16 protein-coding genes are annotated in these 18,385 nt (G+C 44.9%); 9 read left to right on the plus strand and 7 right to left on the minus strand.

Translation table 11 applies throughout. The features are described 5' to 3' along the window. Positions 1-83: 83 nt before the first annotated feature. Positions 84-785 carry a 5'-methylthioadenosine/adenosylhomocysteine nucleosidase gene (locus tag BK127_RS31115; RefSeq protein ID WP_076235989.1) on the plus strand — a complete coding sequence of 234 codons (702 nt, stop codon included), beginning with the start codon at positions 84-86 and terminating at the stop codon, positions 783-785. Between the two features lie 24 nt (positions 786-809). Then, positions 810-2,192 carry a glycine--tRNA ligase gene (locus BK127_RS31120; RefSeq protein WP_076235990.1) on the plus strand — a complete coding sequence of 461 codons (1,383 nt, stop codon included), beginning with the start codon at positions 810-812 and terminating at the stop codon, positions 2,190-2,192. Positions 2,193-2,300: 108 nt separating this feature from the next. Here the strand turns inward: BK127_RS31120 and BK127_RS31125 are convergent, their stop codons facing one another. Both BK127_RS31125 and BK127_RS31130 read right to left on the minus strand, forming a co-directional pair. Beyond that, positions 2,301-3,479, minus strand: coding sequence for an acetoin utilization protein AcuC (locus BK127_RS31125; protein WP_076235991.1), 1,179 nt, complete (start codon positions 3,477-3,479; stop codon positions 2,301-2,303). 28 nt (positions 3,480-3,507) lie between these two features. Continuing rightward, a complete protein-coding gene (locus BK127_RS31130; protein WP_076235992.1) occupies positions 3,508-4,143 on the minus strand; it encodes a GNAT family N-acetyltransferase in 636 nt (211 codons plus the stop codon). A gap of 270 nt (positions 4,144-4,413) precedes the next feature. Here BK127_RS31130 and acsA point away from each other — a divergent pair, with 270 nt between their 5' ends. Continuing rightward, positions 4,414-6,138 (plus strand): acetate--CoA ligase, encoded by a 1,725-nt coding sequence (gene acsA, locus BK127_RS31135; RefSeq protein ID WP_076235993.1) that lies wholly within the window; start codon positions 4,414-4,416, stop codon positions 6,136-6,138. Between the two features lie 102 nt (positions 6,139-6,240). On the opposite strand, the gene BK127_RS31140 is transcribed toward acsA, so the two are convergent. After that, entirely contained in the window at positions 6,241-9,537 is a 3,297-nt protein-coding gene (locus BK127_RS31140) for a transglycosylase domain-containing protein (protein ID WP_076235994.1), read from the minus strand. Positions 9,538-10,063: 526 nt separating this feature from the next. On the opposite strand from BK127_RS31140, the gene tyrS reads away from it, so the two are divergent. Continuing rightward, the gene (gene tyrS, locus BK127_RS31145) at positions 10,064-11,320 is read left to right on the plus strand and encodes a tyrosine--tRNA ligase (protein ID WP_076235995.1); all 1,257 of its coding nucleotides are present in this window, start codon (positions 10,064-10,066) and stop codon (positions 11,318-11,320) included. Positions 11,321-11,439: 119 nt separating this feature from the next. Here tyrS and rpsD read toward each other — a convergent pair whose 3' ends face one another. Continuing rightward, positions 11,440-12,039, minus strand: a complete 600-nt coding sequence (gene rpsD, locus BK127_RS31150) for a 30S ribosomal protein S4 (RefSeq protein ID WP_076236022.1) — start codon at positions 12,037-12,039, stop codon at positions 11,440-11,442. A gap of 326 nt (positions 12,040-12,365) precedes the next feature. Between rpsD and BK127_RS31155 the strand changes: the two genes are divergently transcribed. The 4 genes from BK127_RS31155 to BK127_RS31170 all read left to right on the plus strand — a co-directional run bounded on the left by BK127_RS31155 (position 12,366) and on the right by BK127_RS31170 (position 14,896). After that, positions 12,366-12,953: a TVP38/TMEM64 family protein gene (locus tag BK127_RS31155; protein WP_076235996.1), complete on the plus strand. Its 588-nt coding sequence runs from the start codon at positions 12,366-12,368 to the stop codon at positions 12,951-12,953. A gap of 37 nt (positions 12,954-12,990) precedes the next feature. Continuing rightward, entirely contained in the window at positions 12,991-14,106 is a 1,116-nt protein-coding gene (locus BK127_RS31160) for an aminopeptidase (RefSeq protein WP_076235997.1), read from the plus strand. Between the two features lie 97 nt (positions 14,107-14,203). After that, a complete protein-coding gene (locus BK127_RS31165) occupies positions 14,204-14,452 on the plus strand; it encodes an HPr family phosphocarrier protein (RefSeq protein ID WP_076235998.1) in 249 nt (82 codons plus the stop codon). A 156-nt stretch (positions 14,453-14,608) separates the two neighbouring features. Next, the gene (locus BK127_RS31170) at positions 14,609-14,896 is read left to right on the plus strand and encodes an Fpa/YlaN family protein (RefSeq protein ID WP_076235999.1); all 288 of its coding nucleotides are present in this window, start codon (positions 14,609-14,611) and stop codon (positions 14,894-14,896) included. 73 nt (positions 14,897-14,969) lie between these two features. On the opposite strand, the gene cax is transcribed toward BK127_RS31170, so the two are convergent. Beyond that, the gene (gene cax, locus BK127_RS31175) at positions 14,970-16,016 is read right to left on the minus strand and encodes a calcium/proton exchanger (RefSeq protein ID WP_076236000.1); all 1,047 of its coding nucleotides are present in this window, start codon (positions 16,014-16,016) and stop codon (positions 14,970-14,972) included. 193 nt (positions 16,017-16,209) lie between these two features. Here cax and BK127_RS31180 point away from each other — a divergent pair, with 193 nt between their 5' ends. Further along, positions 16,210-16,593 carry an Asp23/Gls24 family envelope stress response protein gene (locus BK127_RS31180; protein ID WP_076236001.1) on the plus strand — a complete coding sequence of 128 codons (384 nt, stop codon included), beginning with the start codon at positions 16,210-16,212 and terminating at the stop codon, positions 16,591-16,593. A 57-nt stretch (positions 16,594-16,650) separates the two neighbouring features. Here BK127_RS31180 and ftsW read toward each other — a convergent pair whose 3' ends face one another. Both ftsW and BK127_RS31190 read right to left on the minus strand, forming a co-directional pair. Beyond that, a complete protein-coding gene (gene ftsW / locus BK127_RS31185) occupies positions 16,651-17,820 on the minus strand; it encodes a putative lipid II flippase FtsW (protein WP_076236002.1) in 1,170 nt (389 codons plus the stop codon). 13 nt (positions 17,821-17,833) lie between these two features. Then, positions 17,834-18,181, minus strand: a complete 348-nt coding sequence (locus tag BK127_RS31190; RefSeq protein WP_076236003.1) for a YugN family protein — start codon at positions 18,179-18,181, stop codon at positions 17,834-17,836. Positions 18,182-18,385 lie beyond the last annotated feature (204 nt).

Genomic DNA, 18,385 nt, shown 5'->3' on the forward strand with positions numbered 1-18,385 from the left:
GAACTGGGGCGTAAGCTTAACTTCACCAAGATGATGCAAGTTTCGATTGTTCAGCGGCAATACTTTCTTAGGAGGATACCCTTTTGTCTTATGGTAAAATTGGCATTATAGGTGCAATGAAAGAAGAAATCGCATTATTTCTAGAACATATGGAGCAGGTTGAGACTACGGAAAAAGCCCGAATTCAATTTCTGGAGGGGCTCTTGCATAACCAAAGAATCGTACTGTGCAAATCGGGTGTTGGCAAAGTTAATGCTGCTGTGACCACTCAAATATTGATTGATACATATGGAGTCGATTCCATTATATTTACAGGAGTTGCCGGGGCAGTTCATCCGGATTTAAATGTTGGAGATATCGTTATTTCTTCCGAGCTCATGCAGCATGATATGGATGTTACGGCGTTAGGATTTCCGCGTGGGACGATTCCTTATGAAGAAGTCTCGTTGTTTGTATCGGATGAACGTCTCAAGCAAGCAGCGCTCGATGCAAGCAATGAGCTTTTTCCTGGTCAAGTTCAAGTAGGCAGAGTATTGTCTGGTGATCAGTTTATTGCCAGCCGAGACACCGTTGCCAAGCTCTATAGTGAGCTGCAGGGGACGTGTACTGAAATGGAGGGTGCCGCTGTTGCACAGGTGTGTGCAATGAACAGTATCCCGCAGGTCGTGATCCGTTCGATGTCGGATAAAGCCGATGGATCGGCAGAAGTGAATTTTGCTCAATTTACATTGCAGGCATCCGAGAATTCATATCGAATAGTCGATCATATGCTGAAGCATTTGTAACCATATAGAAGGAGAGAACGAATCATGACAGTTAGCATGGAACAGGTTGTAGCTTTAGCTAAACATAGAGGCTTTATTTTCCCGGGATCAGAGATATATGGCGGATTAGCCAACACTTGGGATTACGGTCCGCTTGGTGTTGAATTGAAAAATAATATCAAAAAAGCCTGGTGGAAAAAGTTTATTCAGGAATCTCCATTCAACGTAGGCTTGGATGCAGCAATTCTGATGAACCCACAAGCATGGGTGGCCTCGGGTCACGTAGGTAACTTTAATGATCCTATGATCGACTGTAAACAGTGTAAAGCTCGCCATCGCGCGGATAAAATTATTGAAAATGCCTTAGATGCAAAAGGGATTGAAATGGTTGTCGACGGTTTGTCGTTCGATCAAATGAGTGCTTTGATGGTTGAGCACCATATTGTATGCCCGGATTGCGGTGCTTTTGATTACACGGAAATACGTCAGTTCAACCTGATGTTCAAAACTTTTCAAGGCGTTACTGAAGCTAGCTCGAATGTCGTCTACATGCGTCCGGAAACGGCACAAGGCATCTTCGTTAATTTCAAAAACGTACAGCGTACGATGAGAAAGAAGCTCCCGTTCGGTATTGGACAAATCGGTAAAAGCTTCCGTAACGAGATCACTCCAGGTAACTTTACGTTCCGTACCCGCGAGTTCGAGCAAATGGAGCTTGAATTTTTCTGTAAGCCTGGCGAAGATATACAGTGGTTTGAGTACTGGAGAAACTATTGCTTCCAATGGCTGCTCAATCTTGGATTGAAAGAAAACAACATCCGTATGAGAGATCATTCTGATGATGAGCTGTCTCATTACAGTAATGCAACTTCGGACATCGAATTCAAGTTTCCTTTTGGATGGGGAGAACTGTGGGGCATTGCAGACCGTACCGACTACGATCTGAAGCAGCACATGCAGCACTCGGGCGAGGATTTTAACTATATCGACCAAGAGAGCAGTGACCGCTATGTTCCTTATTGTATCGAGCCTTCACTTGGGGCTGACCGGGTTACACTGGCATTTCTGATTGATGCTTATGAAGAGCAGCAGCTGGAAGGCGATGACAGCCGGACCGTATTGCGCTTCCATCCCGCTTTGGCGCCGATTAAGGCAGCAATCTTCCCGCTGTCCAAGAAGCTCTCAGAGGGTGCTCAGAGCGTGTTTGAGGGGCTATCCAAACATTTCATGGTTGATTATGATGAATCAGGTTCAATCGGTAAAAGATATCGTCGTCACGATGAGATTGGTACACCTTTCTGTATCACATACGACTTTGACTCCGAGCAGGATGGTCAAGTGACCGTGCGTCACCGCGATTCGATGGAACAAACAAGAATGCCGATCAGCGAGCTGAAGGCGTTTATCGAAGAAAAGATCCAGTTTTAAGCTGTAGCAATAAAGAAAATACAAAGGCCCGCTTCCATTCGACTTATGGAATGCGGGCTTAATTTTTTGAATAACAGAAGTCGTCATTATCCTGCAGCATACTGTTGATCAAGGTAAATAAAGCGCAGCTAATTCCTTGATATGGCGATTCTTCAATGTGATTTCATGACGGCGTGGCATGGGTTCCCACTCATCTGTACAATCCAGCCAAGTAGTAGGCAGTATGACAGGACACTCGTTTTGCCACTGGGACAGCCAGGCTGATGGCAGTTTTAGCGTTGGGTCCTGCTCTACCTGCCCAATCAGCGGATGATCGTTCATTTCAAGCCAGAGGAGACTCCAGGCGCGAGGAACGACCCGCCAGATATCGTATCCGCCGCCGCCGAGCGCTACCCAACGCCCCTCACAATACTGATGGGCAAGCCGATGGATCAGCCGCGGCATCGCTTTGTAAATATTCATGCTGCAGTGGATGTGGGACAAGGGATCATATGCATGAGCATCACAGCCATGTTGGGACACGATCAGATCGGGCTTGAAATGGTCGATAGCCTTGTTAAGAATCTCCTCCAGACATTCCAGCCATGAGGCGTCCTCAGTATAAGGCTCCAAGGGAATATTGATACAGGTTCCGAATGCAATGCCTTCACCACGTTCATTAACAGCACCAGTTCCGGGAAACAAATATTTTCCGGTCTCATGGATGGATACGGTGCATACTTCCGGGTCGGTGTAAAAACTCCACTGTACGCCATCGCCATGATGAACGTCAGTATCGATATACAGCACACGGGCGCCGTACTGCTTCTTGGCATGCTCAATGGCTACAGACGCATCATTATACACACAGAAGCCGGCTCCCTTGTTTGATAGTGCATGATGGAGTCCACCTCCCAAGTGCAAGGCATGCGAGGAGCGTCCGCTCATTACGGTATCGACAGCCAGGAGGGAGCCTCCAACCACTGTCGAGGTTATGGCATGCATGCCCTGAAAAAAAGGCGTATCCTCCGTATCAAGTCCGTAACGACTGGCCTGATTAACGGCCTCTGGGTTCGGCGCTGCTTCACTTAGTAATTTTACTTCGCTTACATAGTCAGCGCTGTGAACAGCTAACAGTTGCTCATCAAGGGCTGCGGAAGGAGATAATATAGCTTGATCAGGCAGCGTATTCAGACTACGCAGCAAATCAACGGTCAGCGTCAGCCGCTTTTGATTGAAGGGATGATCCTTATTAAAGCGATATCCCGTTTCACTTTCATCATAAATAAAAAAAGCTGGAATCGTCATCATTTACGCCCCCGGGTATGGATACAAATCAGTACATAAAACGTTGTTGAAATCGGACACGATCAAACTGCTCAACGGAAGTCAATGGCACCTGTTTACCTACACGTACCATCAGACAGTTTGCGGGATGTGAGCATATTTCGGGATCATCCGTAGCAAACCAGACCATATCTACACTCTGCATCAGTTTTTCCATCATTTTGCGGTAATCCCACACATTCAACCCATTTTTTTCCAGATCCCAGTGCCAATAATATTCAGTAGTAAAAGTAATGACATTTTCCAGTTGGCCATCCTCAAAGGCAAGTCGGATCATACGTTTTCCGAGTCCAAGTCCGCGATAATCATCGGCAACCTCGATAGCTCCTAATTCTACTAGATCCTCCATATGACCTTGCGACCAGCGTTCCATTTCGTCTGCATAATGAAAGGTTACATAACCAATGATGAGATCTTCAATCCTTGATACAATGATGCGGCCTTCTGGAAGCTCGGCGATTTCAACGAGAGCAATGAACTGCTCGGGAGGACGTCGAAATGCATCCAGATCGGGATGCATCCGGTATTGCGCTAATTGTTCAGGCGGAACAGGGCCTTCTACAACAATCGAAGAAGAATTGCTGCTTGGGACAAGCTGCGAATGGTATATTTTTATATGCTGCATGCCGTTCTTCTCCTTTCAGAGATAAAGCGAGGTTCATAGGTTACCTTATCGCAGATTATAGCATGTGTGGTAGTTTCTTGGAAGCCGTCAGGCCGAGCCAACTGCACGGGAGAGACGCAGTATATAGGTAACCCAAAATTTTGTGTAAGAAGGGTTAGTCGGATAAAACGGGATATGGTATAATAGCCATTGTATAAAAGCTATTACTTCGATAAGGGGCTTGTAAGCGTTTTATCGAGATCAATCGTTAAAATTCAGGAGGCACTTGATATGGATCATACGAATATTGAGAGTATTGAAGCTGTTTCGATATCATCGAATATGAAAGATTATGAACAGGAACGTGCGAATTTCAGTTGGGAACAGATTGAACAACAGTTTACCTGGTCGACTACGGGAAATGTAAATGCCGCATATGAGGCCATTGACAGACACACCGAGTCCTCCAGAAAGGATAAAATTGCTCTTCATTACAGTGATGACAAGCGTGAAGAATCCTATACGTATCAACAGATGAAGGAGCAATCCAATCGGTTTGGGAACGTACTGCGCAAGCTCGGCATCACCAAGGGAGAGCGTGTATTTATTTTTATGCCGCGCACGCCTGAGCTCTATTTTGCATTGCTTGGCTCCATTAAGGTAGGTGCAGTGGTAGGCCCGTTGTTCGAAGCCTTCATGGAAACCGCAGTTAGAGATCGTCTGCAGGATAGTGGTGCCATTGCCATCGTCACAACACCTCAGCTTGTATCGAGAATCCCTGTAGCTGAGCTTCCCGATTTGAAGCATATTATTATTGTAGGCGATAATCTTGAGCTATCCGAGGGACAAGTCGATTTCCACAAGGAAATGGCGCAAGCGACAGACCAATTGGATATCGAGTGGGTGGACCGTGAGGATGGTTTATTGATTCATTATACTTCAGGATCAACAGGCAAGCCCAAAGGTGTATTTCATGCACATAATGCGATGCTGCAGCACTACTACACCGGCCGCGTAGTACTTGATTTGCAGGAATCGGATGTATATTGGTGTACAGCGGACCCAGGCTGGGTTACGGGCACCTCTTATGGAATATTTGGTCCCTGGTTGAATGGGGCTACCAATGTTATTCGCGGCGGTCGCTTCAGTCCACAGGACTGGTATCGTACTCTGGAGAAATACGGTGTAACGGTTTGGTACAGCGCTCCAACTGCCTTTAGAATGCTAATGGGAGCTGGGGATGAGGTATCCACAAGCTTTGATTTATCTAAGCTTCGCCATGTACTGAGTGTAGGAGAACCGTTAAATCCTGAAGTGGTTCGTTGGGGATTAAAGGTTTACAATCAACGTATTCACGATACATGGTGGATGACGGAGACGGGCGGGCAATTAATTTGCAATTACCCTTGCATGGCTATACGTCCAGGCTCTATGGGTAAGCCGCTTCCAGGTATTGAAGCTTCAATTGTTGATGACTCCGGTAATGTTCTTCCTCCTTACAGGATGGGCAATTTGGCAATTAAGACGCCTTGGCCTTCCATGATGCGTAAAATCTGGAACAACCCTGCCAAATACGAAGAATACTTCCGTATCCCAGGCTGGTATATTTCGGGCGACTCCGCCTATTATGACGAAGATGGTTACTTTTGGTTTCAAGGTCGTGTGGATGATGTCATCAATACCGCAGGCGAGCGGGTAGGTCCGTTTGAAGTAGAAAGCAAGCTGGTTGAGCATCCGGCCGTAGCTGAAGCAGGAGTGATAGGTAAACCAGACCCGATGCGCGGTGAAATTATTAAAGCATTCATCGCATTACGTGAAGGCTATACAGCCTCTGATGAGCTGAAGGCGGAAATATCCAAGTTTGTAAAAGAAGGGCTATCGGCACATGCAGCGCCTCGTGAAATTGAATTCAAAGATAAGCTTCCCAAAACACGCAGCGGCAAAATAATGCGTCGAGTTCTTAAAGCTTGGGAACTGAATCTGCCTACCGGAGACTTGTCAACGATAGAAGATTAATAGCATACGCTTGATATTGAATCGTTTTACAATAAAAATACCCTTTTATGATCTTAAGTTCATCTACATGAACATTGATCGCGAAAGGGTATTTTTGTTCATTTACTTTTTAAATCTGACTGCAGCCGACTGCTTCGATTCACCTAAATCGTTCGTAGCTGCTATCTTATAAAAGCCATCATAAACTGCCGCATAATATCGGAATTCCGTACCGCTGCTTATTGTGCCAAGTTTGCTGTAAGCACCTGTTTCTTTGTCGCTGTAAAAAATGGTGTACTGCTTAACCTTGTCTTTGGCTGCATTAGCTTTCCAGCTTATGACCAGGCCAGCTTCAACCGCTTTGATGGACATGCCTGAAGGTGTTTCAGGAACTGCTAGTGGCGGTCCTGGAGAAAATAAAGAGTCTCCCTGATTCGCAGTACCTGGAGCTGCACCATTATTGGTGCCGTTGTTGTTAGTACCTGTTCCTGGATTGGCTGCTCCATCGGTGCCTGTTCCTGGTTTACCTGCACCATTGTTACTGCCATTCCCTGTTCCTGGCGTAGCCGTACCTGAGCCTGTTGCCGTGTTTCCGCCTGTTGAAGTAGCTCCTGTAGGACTGCCTGTCAAAGGAGGTGGCAGAATAGCTCCAGACACGTCAGGAATGAGCGACAAAGGATCCACAATAGAACCATCTGTAAAGGAGGCTTTGCTTGGAGCCGATTCTTGACCTCCAACATCCACTGCAGTTACATAATATCCGAATACACCATTTCCTGCAGCCTGATCTGTAAATTTGGTTTCTTCGCCTGCATATGTAATTTTGCCGCCAAGACGCTCGAAAGGACCGCGATTGAGAGAACGGTATAGACGATAACCAACGGTATCCGGACTGCTGCTAGCTTGAAATGTAATAACGCTTGTATCACCTGCACGAGTTGCCACAACTGTGATGGGTGAGACAGGTGGCTTGCCATCATCAACCCGTGGATCATTCTCTGTTGGTGCATCATCCTCGTAATCAATGGGACGGTAATGATCAATGGAACGACGACGATCAGGTGAGACCTTTTGCATAATTTCCTGAATTTGCTTGAGAATCCCACTGACAGATTTTTCGCGTTTGATTACCGTTTTTTCGGTCACGAATTCGGCAGGGGTTGATTCCTGAGCAATGTAGTTAATTCCATTAAATGGAATAATCGATAGATTTATAAATACGTTATCCTCAACAGTGGGAATATACTTTCTGTTGAATAAATCAGTTACCAGCTTCCCGGATTTGGATGATGCTGCGCTCGGAAGCTTTCCTGAATATCCGGAAACCGTCATTTCAACAATATTTTCTGGCCGCTTGAATGTCTTGGTTGGAAAGTATTCAGGCTTTTTATTTATAGCTTCATTCATAACTAACGCCCAGATGTTCTTGGCACGCGAGGTGCCTCCTGTGCGACTGCTTAGTTTGTGAACAGGAGAATCGTAGCCGGCCCAGACACCTAATGTAATATCTGGCGTGTAGCCCATAAACCAGGCATCAGCATCATCCTGTGTTGAGCCCGTTTTACCAACAATAGCGATTTTTCCATATTGTTTAAATTTGCTCATCAAATCTGTTGCTGTACCAGCCGTAACCACCGTTCGCATCATATCTGTCATCAGATAGGCAGTCTGCTCAGAGAATAGAGGAGTCGGTTTGGCTTCATGCTCATAAATAACCTTTCCTGTGGAGTCGGTAATTTGTTGAATCATGAACGCTTCATTATGAACACCCTTATTGGAAATCGTGTTGTAGGCGTTCGTTAATTCTTTAACCGAAACTCCATTGCGCATACCGCCAATAACGCCTGTTTGTGCGGAGTAATCTTCTTTGGCAATGGATGTAATCCCCATTTTTTTGGCTAAATCCCACGCATTCTCAATGCCGACAACATCCAAAAATATTTTGATGGCCGGTATATTGTAGGATTGATTGAAGGCTCTGCGTGCTGTAATTAAACCATGGAACTGGTTATCCCAATTCTCAGGTATATGATAGCTGCCACGGTCTTTCAAGAGTATAGGAACATCGTCAATAATCGAACCAGGCTGTATGGCGCCTTTTTCCATAGCGGGAATGAAAGCAGCAATTGGTTTCATTGCCGAACCTGGTTGACGGTAAGCTTGAGTAGCATGATTCATTTGCTCTGTAAAGAAGTCACGGCCTTCCATCATGCCAAGAATAGCCCCGCTCTTCGAATCCATCATAACAGCTCCGATTTGTTCTATACCCTTAACAGGGTCCTCTGGAGTGAAATTGTCCGGATTTTCGGCAATATCCCGCATGGACTCGTAAATGTCTTTGTCGAGCGTCGTGTAAATCTTGTAGCCTGCTCGCCCTAATTGGGATTGGGTATTTCTCAAAGCTTCATTGTATGCATCGGAATTCGGCTGTGCGCTTAGCTTCGGATCCTGAACAGATAGGATAGCTTTGGCTGCAGCCTTTTCCATTTCGATCATCAGATACGGATAGGTGGAGTAAGCCTTCTTAACCGGTTCTGCCAATGAACCCTGCAAGTCAAAATCCAGTGCCTCCTGGTATTGCTGCTGATTGATCTTGTTTTCTTCCAGCATACGTCGCAGTACGAGCTGTTGTCTGGTAGTAGCACGTTTGAACGCAGCTCCGTCGAATTGTCCCTTACTTGAAAATGCAGAATAATTGCTTGGAAGCTGAGGGACACCAGCTAAATAGGCAGCTTGGGCGATGTTAAGCTCCTTCAAATCAGTGATATTGAATATCCCTTTGGCTGCCGCTTTGATCCCGTATGCGTTGTAACCGGACGAACCATTCCCATAAGGGATTTTGTTCAAATAAGCGAGCAGGATTTCATCTTTCGACATCAGTCTTTCCATCCGCATCGCCAAAAAGATTTCCTTGGCTTTCCGGCTATCCTCGCGATCTAGCGTCAAAAACACACGCCGTGCGAGCTGCTGGGTTATCGTACTGCCTCCTGTTTGAATATCTTGCTTCATCAGCTTTTGATAAATGGCTCTTGCTGTTCCTTTAAAGTCTATTCCATTGTGTTCGTAAAAATTTTTGTCTTCAATGGCAAAGACGGCATCAATAACTTGTGGAGGAATGTCTTCGAGCTTGGCCATAAGCCTGTCTTCTTCTCCACGGAGCTGCCCGATAATGGAGCCATCATTGAAATAAACAAAGCCCGAGAGTGCGTTTTCCTGAACCTGTGCGGTCATGGATTCCTTACTTCGGATAGGTTCTTCCTTGACGAGTGCGGAGACATAACCGAAGGCCACGCCGCCTCCCAAAAATCCGGCTATTACGCAAATGATCAGTATCCACTTGAAGGTGATGAGCGTATATTTGACGATACTCCATATTACATGCCAAGCTGTAGATTTCTTTTTCTCCATTTCCATCTCCATACCGATAACAATTCCTCCCGATTTTGGAACGACATACGTGGTTTATTATACCACAAAGGAACTCACGATGGACACTAGTGTTCGACAATTACTTCGGTATTATGTTTGACAACGCAATGAGGTTATGATATAAATCATGTAACCATATATGGAAAATGCATTGATGGACTTTTGAATTGGCTCCTCACAGAGCTCGTACATCAGTAGAATAAGGTACATAGCTTGGCAGAGAGTCGGTGGGTGGTGCGAACCGATACTTGATCTTATTCGAATTACCGTCCGGAGCAGGGAAAGGGAACGCATGGAATGATGCTCAGATTTTGTCGAGACATTCTCACTGTCAGTAGCTTTCTGTCGGGTTAGACCCGTTATCGTTGTCGAGTGAAAGCTTAGGCAAAGCTGCGTTTGTTGCAGGCTTTAGTGCCGGCTTTAATTAGGGTGGTACCGCGAGCAATAGCCTTCTCGTCCCTTGTGGATGAGAGGGCTTTTTTTGTATGTATGCATAACATTGAGGAGGCAGCAAATCATGGCAAAATGGGAAGAGCTAACAGCAGAGCAGCAGCAGGAAGTGGAAAGGCAGCTGTCGTGGATTCGTCGCGGTGTAGTCGAAATTGTACCGGAGGATGAGCTTAAACAAAAAATTATCGGGTCTGTGGTCACAGGCAAACCGTTGAAAGTAAAGTTGGGCTTAGATCCATCTGCTCCCGATATTCACATCGGTCACACGGTGGTTCTGCATAAGCTTCGACAGTTCCAGCAGCTGGGACATCAAGTGCAGTTGATCATCGGCGATTTTACAGGGCGTATCGGTGACCCGACAGGTAAATCGGAAACACGCAAGCAGTTGACCGAAGAGGACGTCAAACGTAACGCTGAGACATATCAGAAGCAAATCTACAAAATTCTGGATGCTGACAAAACCCAGCTTTACTACAACTCTGAGTGGCTTGGGCCGATGAGCTTTGTAGATGTTGTCCAGCTGTCAGCCAAAGTTACCGTAGCACGTATGATGGAACGGGACGATTTTTCCAAACGTTATGCAACGGGGCAAGCCATCCATGTTCATGAATTTTTCTACCCGCTGATGCAGGGGTACGATTCAGTTGCGTTGAAAAGTGACGTAGAGCTGGGAGGGACGGATCAGAAATTTAACTTGCTGATGGGACGTACGCTGCAAAAAGAATATGGCGTTACCGCTCAGGTAACCATTATGACTCCTCTATTGGAGGGGCTTGATGGTGTTAATAAAATGAGCAAAAGCCTAGGTAATTACATCGGAATCGATGAGGAGCCCAATCAAATATACGGAAAAGCCATGTCTATTCCCGACGAGCTGATGCCCAAATATTATGAGCTGGCAACAAGCATGAGTAATGAAGATCTGAAGCTGCTGCAAGAAGGTCTGCTTGACGGCAAAGTTCACCCCCGTGATGCCAAAATGCAACTGGCGCATACGTTTGTAAGCATGTATCACGGAGAGCAAGCAGCAAACGAGGCACAGCAGCACTTTGTTACCGTATTTCAACAGCGCGCGCTGCCCGAGGATATTGAGGAATTCGTAGTAGCTGCAGATGCTCTGGAGGATGGTCAAATCGGTATTATAAAGCTGTTGGTAACATTGGGACTATCTGCTTCAAACAGTGAAGCTCGTCGCAGCATACAGCAGGGCGGAGTCAAGATTAATGAGCAAAAAATCGAGGACTTGAACATCAACCTTACTTTGCAGGAAGACGATATCATTCAGGTGGGTAAGCGTAAATTTGCTAAAATTAAGCTGGGCTGATACAAGTCATACAAATTCAAGCTAATCCTTAATTTAGAAGATAGTCGAGCAGGTTGAAGATGAACAAAAAAACTGGATGCCCTGGCATCCAGTTTTTTGTATCTGATTGAAATAAAGAATTAACGGCTGTAGAACTCGACGATTTGCTTTTCGTCAATTTCTTGTGGAAGCTCGGAACGATCTGGTAAACGAGTAAATTTACCTTCTTGAGCAGCTTCGTTATATTCAACATAAGCAGGCAAGTAGTTACGGTTAGCCAAAGCTTCTTTAACGGAAGCAATGTTACGGCTTCTTTCACGAAGGCTAACAACATCACCAATGCTTAGTGTGTAAGAAGCGATATCTACTTTTTTACCGTTAACAGTGATGTGACCATGAGCGACCAATTGGCGAGCTCCTGCACGGGAGTGAGCAAAGCCTAGACGGTAAACAAGGTTGTCCAAACGGCTTTCCAACAAGATCATGAAGTTTTCACCTGAGATACCTTGTTGTTTGCTTGCTTTGTCGAACAAGTTGCGGAACTGCTTCTCGTTCATACCATACATGTGGCGAAGCTTTTGCTTCTCTTGAAGCTGAATACCATAACCGCTCAATTTTTTGCGTTGTCCTGGGCCATGTTGACCTGGAGGGAAAGGACGTTTCAATTCTTTACCGGAACCGCTAAGGGAAATACCCAGACGACGGCTTAATTTAAATTTAGGGCCTGTGTAGCGTGACATGTATACGAGCTCCTTCGTTCCATTAATGGATTTAATTTTTGTTTGTAGGTTTTCTTCGGGTGAAGCATGTGCCCAATTTTGTTTGAAGCCATAAGCGAAAGGTATCGCTCGGCATCTGTCAGGAGTCACAGCCGCTGTCCTGCTAGCAACAAAATCGGTGAGGGTGAACACATGTCTTCCACCATAAACGACTAACCTAAATACAATTTAGGCTAAGTACGTTCTCGACTTCCTATTTTATAAGACGACACCCCTCTATGTCAAGTGGCGCACCGATTTATTTTAATTCAATAAAATGTTACACTATGCTAACAGGAGGGATTGCATTGGGAAAGTGGAATGTCCAGCATTTATCCGACCTGTTGGAGGCGTGGGGACTCTGGGGACATTTTCTGGGGGCGCTGCTTGCTTTTGTTCAACCCGTTGTTCCTTTTATGCCTTTTGTCGTGGTTGCAGGAGTGAATGTTCTTGTATTTGGTTTATGGTTAGGCTTTGTCGTGAACTATGTGATGGCTGTTCTTGGAGCCATAACTGAATTTTGGCTGGCTCGAAATTATGGACGTGCTTGGGTCGAAAAGAAGATCGCCAATCATGTTTATATTCAAAAATTCAATAAACAGATCGAGCATCACGGTTTTATATACATCACAATCAGCCGGATCATTCCGGTTATTCCGTCGTTCGGCATTAATCTGGGTGCTGCTGTAATGCGTGTGAAAACTATGGATTTTGTTCTCGGTACAATTGTGGGCAAGCTTCCCATGATTTTACTGGAATCATTTATTGGGCATGATTTGCTGCATTTTCAACATAATAAAAAACGTCTGTTGATTATGCTGGGCATCTTTGTGATCCTGCTTCTTGTAGGTCATATCTGCAAGAAAAAGTGGCTTGGCAGTGATGAACGAACATAAGAATTATTAGGTTCATAATTAAAAGGAGATGATAGGTATGCGTGATCCGCGTTTGGAATTGTTGGCTCGAAACCTTGTTACATATTCTCTGGATGTTCAGCCAGGGGAGAAAGTATTGATAGAAATGATCGGTTCGGAAAGGGAGATCGTTAGTTGCTTGGTAGAAGAGGTATACGCTAGAGGAGGTCTTCCCTATGTTGAACTGATAGATCCTGTTGTGCAAAGCGCGATGCTGCGTTCGATAACCCGAGAGCAGATTGAGCATTGGGCAGAGTTGGACTTGAAGCGTATGCAGGATATGAGCTGTTATGTGGCCATTCGTGCGGGCTCTAATGTAAGTGAAATGTCGGATGTACCTGAGGAACAGATGAAGCTGTATGACCTCTATTATCGTAAACCGATACATTTGGAGCAGCGGGTCAAGAAGACACGTTGGGTCGTCCTGAGATATCCGAATGCTTCGATGGCGCAGCTCGCCGGAATGAGTACAACCAAATTCGAAAATTTTTATTTTGATGTATGCAATCTGGATTACGCACAGATGTCGAAGGCGATGGACCCGCTGCAGGCGCTCATGAACCGGACGGACCGTGTGCGGATTATATCGCCGGGTACGGACATTGAGTTTTCGATTAAAGGCATCGATTCGGTCAAATGCTGTGGCAGACGGAACATTCCAGATGGTGAAGTTTACACGGCGCCCATTCGCGATTCAGTCAACGGAACGATCTCCTACAATACTCCAAGTGTAAAATCAGGAGTTACCTTTGAGCAAATTGTTTTCCGTTTTGAAAATGGCAAGATCGTGGAGGCCACAAGTAATAATACCGAGCGCTTGAATCAGGTGCTGGACACGGACGAAGGGGCGCGCTATATCGGAGAATTCAGTCTGGGCTTCAACCCTCATATATTAACTCCAATGAAGGACACTCTGTTTGATGAAAAGATTGATGGGAGCCTTCACTTTACTCCAGGGCAGGCTTATGAGCAGGCTGACAATGGAAATCGCTCATCCGTTCACTGGGATCTTGTATTGATACAGCGCCCTGAATATGGCGGTGGTGAAATATATTTTGACGATGTGCTGATCCGTAAGAATGGCCGTTTTGTGATCCAGGAGCTGGAAGGGTTAAATCCTGAGCATTTGAAATAGTAGTTGCGATTTGCGATTATCCGAGGTAAAATCAAAGAAAGAAAGCGATTTATTTTTAGTTGTTTTGATGTCGCTGATACATATGGAGGGATTCAAAATGTCAAGTGCCAATAACGCAGCAATCGTTGAAATTTCCCAAACTGCTAACAAATTCAGATCATCCATTGTTTTACAGTATGAGAACAAGTACATCGATGTTAAAAGTATTCTGGGATTGTTCACGACTTTGTTGACTAGCAGTGATTATGATCTGCATGTGCACGGTCCTGACGCGGAAGATGCTAAGAAAGCTATGGCAGAAGTGTTCGCTAAGCATAACTTGCAAATTAACAGTATCCAAGAATAATGGTCAAAAGCACTTCCATCCTAGGATGGAGCTGCTTTTTTCTTTTAAATGCTCCATTTTGGACGATTATCAGTGAAGATGATGGACGACTCTCTTGTGTATTGGGACATTTTCGACTAATATTAAGCTATGAAGTTCGTTCAGGGGGGAAGCTCGATGTCATCATCCGATTTGTTACTCAGCCTATCACAGAAAGCATTTCTTCTTCTTCAAGAGGATGCTGATAAAATCGAAAAGCTCATCGAAGTACAGATGGAGAATTTGACCACGCGCAAATGCCCTTTGTATGAAGAGGTGTTAGATACACAGATGTACGGCTTGTCAAGGGAAATTGACTTTGCCATTCGTGCTGAATTGATCTCAGAAATAACAGGGAAGCAAATTTTGATCAAGCTCGAGAGGAATTTGGCTGAACTGTACGAGGCATTAAGCAAAAAAGAGTAACCTTCCTATACAGAAGGTTGCTCTTTTTTTGAAATGAGCTGCCATACAGCAGACTGGCAGATGATATGTAATTTTATACGAGGAAAAACGCGATGCCCAGTATACAATAAACGACTAGCAAGAGCACGCCCTCATACCAGTTGGTCGACCCGTCCTGGGAAATGGATTTAGCGATAATCGCCGCAACGCCAATGGCAACGAGCTCGAATGTGGTGAATACGATATCCATGGTTTTACCAAAAAACAGAGAAATGAGCACAAGCACAGGAGCAACAAAAAGGGCTATTTGTAAGGAGCTGCCGACAGCAATTTCTACAGCGGCACCAATTTTGTTTTTGCGAGCGAGCATGATAGCAGCACTATGCTCGGCGGCGTTACCGATAATCGCAATAACGAAGGCACCGACAAATAGTTCTGATAATCCAAACTGATGTGTGAATACTTCCAGAGTTCCGACAAGCCACTCGCTCTGTACAGCAACCATTGCCGTTGCCAGAACCAGAAAGAAAATTGATAATCCTTTGGACCAGGCTGGCTCACCATGCTCTACAGCTTCATCCGCAAGCTCATTCTTGTGGGTAACCATCGAAAAATACAACCAGAGCAAGTAAGCAGCTATCAACACGACTGCGACCGTTATGCTGAGGGTGGACATTTTAATGGTTGTCAGAGAGCTGGCAAAAGCAGCTGGAACAAACAAGGCAATCACGGCCAGCAGCATCAAGGAACCATTATGGCTTGCCAGCTTGATATTGAAGTTCTGTTCCTTGTACTTTAATCCTCCGATCAACAGGCTGAGACCGAGAACCAGCAGCAGATTGCCAATAATAGAACCGGTAATGCTAGCTTTCACAATCTCGAATTTACCTTCCTTGACCAGAAAAAAGGCAATAATCAGTTCAGCTGCGTTACCAAAAGTGGCATTCAAAAACCCTCCAACCCGTTCCCCTGCATAGTGGGCCACGCTTTCTGTAGCTTTACCGAGAAATCCCGCAACAAAGATGATAGCGATACAAGAAAATGCTAGCTGCACGGCAGAAGGGAATATCCCTGAATAATGGGCCACTGCGCTTAGCAAAAAACTGGAAATCAGCCCAATGGTAAAAAAATGACGCTTCATGCTTATCCCCCTTTACCTAAAGTATACCTGTAAACAATAAAACCTATTCTACTATACCCATTTTAAGGGATTCCGTAAACATGCAGTATCGTGTATGCACAGTGCAAAATAAGCCGAAGTTTGTCCGAATAAAGTTGCTTTCCCTATGGGAAGTCATTACAATATGAATATAACCCACTAAGGAGTGATCCATATGTCCGAAGAAATACAAACAGGTATTATCCGCATTTCAGATGATGTTGTTTCAACAATCGCAGGCTTAGCTGCGTTGGAAACTTCCGGGATCGCTGCGATGTCGGGAGGCATTTCTGAAGGGTTAGCTAAAAGACTGAGTGGTAAAAATGTGCAAAGAGGTGTCTCGGTCGAAGTAGGTCAAGTAGAGGCTGCCATCGATTTACGTGTTATAGTGAATTATGGCTCCAAGATTCAAGAAGTATGCAGCGAGCTGCAGCAGAACGTTCGTGATGCCGTTGAAAACATGACAGGATTATCCGTTGTCGAAGTTAATGTGAAGGTTGAAGGGGTTGCTTTCCGCGAAGAAGAAGTACATGTGGAAGAAGCACTTCGAGTGAAGTAATCAAATCGATCACTGGACTGGCATAGAAGCCGCACAAAAGAGAGCCTTTGCACGAATCTAGGCTCTCTTTTTTGTTTCCTTTTCCGGTTTATTATATTCCCGGGATATACTAAGAAGAATACCGAGGCTGATGAGCGTAACCAGCATGGATGAGCCTCCATAGCTGATTAAAGGCAAAGTAACACCTGTCAGGGGAATGCTCCCCGTAACCCCACCCAGATTGATAAGTGCTTGTATGGCGATCATGCCGATAATTCCAACCCCTGCCAAGGTTCCAAATAGTTCATTACAACGAATGGCTATGAGCAGGCCTCTCCATAGAAATGCCAAATAAATGAGAATAAACAGGGAGCTCCCAATAAAACCAAGCTCTTCCCCGATTATAGAGAATATAAAGTCATTATGAGCTTCAGGAAGATAATGCAGCTTTTGAATGCCCTGTCCAAAGCCTGCACCAGAGATGCCACCGTGGCCAAAGGCATACAAAGATTGTACCAACTGGTAGCCAGTGTCGAGTGGATCTGCAAAGGGGTCCATAAAAGAGGTAAACCGATCCAAAAGATAGCTTTGACCGCTCAATTTGGTTTTTATAACATAAATCGCAACACCGATCGACATCACAAATGCACCTGCAGCGCCTAACAAAAAGATATGCTTTAAATTGGCTCCTCCGGCTATAATCACGATGGTAGCACAGAGAACAAGAATCATTGTCGAGCCGCGGTCGGGCTGGAGAAGGATTAAGGCTGATATAAAGCCGACAATTGTCAACGCGGGAAGCAGACCCTTTTTAAAACTTCGAAATTTATCCTCTTTTTTGCTGATTAACGCAGCCAAATAGAGAATGACCGCCAGCTTGGCAAATTCGGCAGGCTGTATCCCGAAACCGGCAATTACGAACCAGCTTCTGGCGCCGTTTACTTTGTTTCCGAAAATAGGAACCAGCACCAGCATAATAACGACTACGATGAAGGCTGGTGCAATCCATTTTTTCAAAACATTATAATTAATATTCATACAAAAAAACATGGCTACCGTGCCCAATGCAATCGCGGCTGCCTGGCGAACCGCCAAGTAAGAAGGATCGTTGAGCACAATACCCGTAATGGAATCAGTACGGGAGTAGGCCATGCTGGCACTAAAAACCATGGCTAATCCGAAGCATACTAAGGAAAAGGCTAAAAAAAGCAGCAGAAAATCCGGTGTTCCTCTTCGCTGGGAAGTCATGAGGCCCTGCCCATTACAAGGACAATTCGGTTTTTAGCTGTGTAAGCTTTTGTGTTGCAATTTTCATAATGCTATCCGGTACTGGTGATTGGTAATCCAGTCCGTGCGGGAATGTAGCTCTTCCAATATAAATATGCTCTATGTAAAGAATGGCATAAGGGGATTCGAGCTTGCCGGATTCTGTGCGAGTATTGATTCGCAAAAAATATTCGCTTTGATCTGTTTTGTCGACCAGCTTCAAGTCATAAGTTGCACGCGTATATTCCCACTGCCAACGAACAAAACCTAATTTGGATGAAACATCATCTAAATGAGCCAAATCGCTTTTAAGTCCTAATAAACCGTTTTTTTCAATAATCATTGTAAAGTCCTCCTAAAAGTTTTTCGCAGAAAAACGATCTCTATAATCCTTTATTCATGATAGTATGTTTCCCAAACTTGTGCAAGCCTATTGCTACTTGTGAAGGTTTCATGACAATAAAATTTGAAGTTCTTGTGACACATAGATGAAAGCTGTTGGCTTTTTTGTTAAAATAGGAACATCCTAACAAACCGGAGGTATCAG

The organism is Paenibacillus sp. FSL H7-0331, from assembly GCF_001956045.1.